This is a genomic window from Gammaproteobacteria bacterium, assembly GCA_035279405.1.
In the GTDB taxonomy this organism is placed as follows: domain Bacteria; phylum Pseudomonadota; class Gammaproteobacteria; order Natronospirales; family REEB76; genus REEB76.
In genome coordinates this window covers 1-2,742 of the sequence record DATEHU010000039.1, presented here as the reverse complement: position 1 = coordinate 2,742, position 2,742 = coordinate 1, and the positions used below count along the sequence as shown (strand labels likewise).

Sequence of the window (2,742 nt, the reverse complement as noted above, 5' to 3'; positions counted from 1 at the left end):
ATAGGACATCACGCCGTAGAGTCCCACCGCTGCCAGCACCAGCGCCAGCGCGGCAAACGAGCCCAGCAGAAAAGTCTGAAGGGTCGTGTCCTGCATGCCATCGGCGATAATGTCGTCCATGGTGCGCACGTGATACAACGCTAGAGTGCTGTCGAGGTCGCGAACCGCTCCGCGAATCGCGGTCACCACGCCCGCCGGCGCGACCTTGGTCTTCACGGACACTGTCGCGCGAATTCCTCCCTCGCCCAATTGAAACGTCAGCGGTTCATAATTTTCGGGAATCGACGGTTGGCGAATAGACCACTGGCGCTCATCACGCGCCACGCCGATGACGATGCGCTGAAGCTCGTCGCCTGCGCCGGTATAGCTCTTGCCGACCGGATTCTGATTCGGCCAGAACGCTTTGGCCATCGCTTCGTTAATAATCACAGGGAACGACAGGCCCGGCGGCAGTTTCACCTTGCTCGGATCTTTCGCGGAGGTGTACAGCGCACTGATTTGCTGATTCAAGTCCGCAGCGTGCTGCATGTCCTGTTCATTGAAGGTGCGCCCTTCCACCAGCGAGATGCCAAAGGTCTTGAAGTACTCTGGCGTGATGTAATTCACTTCCACGAGCTGATTGGCCAGCTTCGGATTGGTGTTACCCGGCACGGTGACGTAGCCGTTGCTGCCGCCGTCAATCGCGATTTCCGTTGAGAGCGTCGCGCTGGTCACGCCGGGAATGCGGCTGGCACGCGCGGCGACCTGATCCAGAAATTGCCGTTGTGCGGCGATGGTTTTGTATCGGGTGTCAGGCACGTTGACGCGCATGGTAAGCACGTTATGCGGATCGATGCCAATATCAGCAGAGCGCAGCCGCGCAAAGCTGCGCATTAACAGTCCCGCTCCCACCAGCAGAGCCAGCGAAACAGCGATTTCCGCGACGATGAGCGAGTTGCGCAGCGCGCGGCCGCTACTCGTCGCGCTGACGGCATTGGCGCTCGATTTCAGTTCCTCGCTCAAGTCCAGATCGGAAGTTTGCAGCGCGGGCGCGAGCCCAAACAGAATTCCCACCAGCACGCTTATGCCGATCGTAAAAAGCAGCACCGTCACATTCACTTGCACGGAGTTAACGCGCGGGATCGGCGACGTTTCCGCAGTCTGCAACAGTGAAACGCCCCACACGGCTCCGAGAAGCCCGAGGGCCGCGCCCCCGAGCGCCAGCAAAACACTCTCGGTCAATAATTGCCGCGCCAATCGCCAGCGGTTTGCGCCCATCGCCGCGCGCACGGCCATTTCGCGAACGCGCAACGTCGAACGCGCCAGCAGCAGGTTGGCGATATTCGCGCACGCCACCAACAACACCAGCGCCACCGCGCCGAGCAGAATCAAAAGCTGCCCGCGCGAGCCGCCCACCAGCCTTTCCTGCAGCGGGAACACGAGTGAATGAATGTCCTGATCATTCGGCCCGCGATATTCCTTATTGAGCCGCGCCGAAACCGCCAGCAAATCAGCGCGCGACTGCTCAACGCTGAGTCCGTCCTTCACGCGTCCAATTGCGTTGGCCCAGTGGCTCCCGCGGTTGTGAACTTGCTGCGAAGTCATATCGAATGGCGTCCACAGATCCGTTCCCGCCGGAAAATTGAACCATCGCGGCATCACGCCGATGATGGTGTACGGCTCGCCGTTCAATTGCACGGTCTTGCCCAGTGCGTCCGGCTTTCCCCCGAGCCGCCGCTGCCAGAAGCCATAGCTGAGAATCACCTCATGATCTTTGCCGGCGGCGTCCTCGCCTTTCGCGAAAGTTCGTCCGATCAGCGGCTGCACGCCCAGCGTATCGAAAAAGTTGGCTTGCGTGCTGATAGCCGCTGCCGCCTCGGGAAGATCGCCTCCGCCTGCGCTATTGGAAACCGCGGATGCAAAGGACATATAGGAATAGAGACTCATGGACGAGAACGTTGTGTTCTGCGCCTGCCAGTCAAGATAGTCTGCCCCATCAAGCGGAAAAGCCCCCGGCGCGCTTTCCGTTTCGCGCAAAGACACCAGTTGCGCGGGATTCTTGAACGGCAGCGGCTTCAGTAGCACCGAATCGATCACCGAGAAAATCGCAGTGTTTGCGCCAATCCCCAGCGCCAGCGTCAAAATCGCGATGGCTGTGAACCCCGGCGACTTCGCCAGCACGCGGAGGGCGTAACGTACATCCTGCAGCAGTGTGCGCATTCGAGTTCTCCTAAAGTTCTTGCCAGCATTTCATAAGTGGCCATTGGTCAGTGATGAGTAATCAGTGGCCAGTGGCCAGCAACCAACAGCAACCGGGCTCAAGCCTGTCATTAACCAACAGCAACCTACCTCCAGCCTGTCATTCTGAGGCGTGGATTTTGCGCCGAAGGATCTCGCCCTGGCCTTTGAATCTTGGGCTCGGCGAAGCGTCGCTCGACTCGAAATGCGCCGAGACGAGATTCTGCGCTCCGCGGAAACGCCCCGCTCAGAATGACACCAGCCACTGCTTTTCCCCTCTCAACTTTCGACTATTGACTCTCGACTCGCATTACTTGCCTTAACTGTCCACTCGTCACTGATCACTGCCCACTTACCCTTCACTCATACCTCAGCGCCACCATGGGATCCACACGCATCGCCCGCCGCGCCGGCACGTAGCACGCCGCCACCGCCACCAGCGCGAACAAAATCGCCACGCCCACAAACGTCGATGGATCCGTCGTCGTCACCTCATACAGCATCGACGTCAGCGTTCGCGTCACT

1 protein-coding gene is annotated in these 2,742 nt (G+C 59.6%); it reads right to left on the bottom strand.

Features of this window, described 5'->3' with window-relative positions:
- Window positions 1-2,199, bottom strand: a 2,199-nt coding sequence (locus tag VJR90_09145) for an ABC transporter permease (GenBank protein HKV97640.1), incomplete at its 3' end; no start/stop codon positions are given.
- Window positions 2,200-2,742 lie beyond the last annotated feature (543 nt).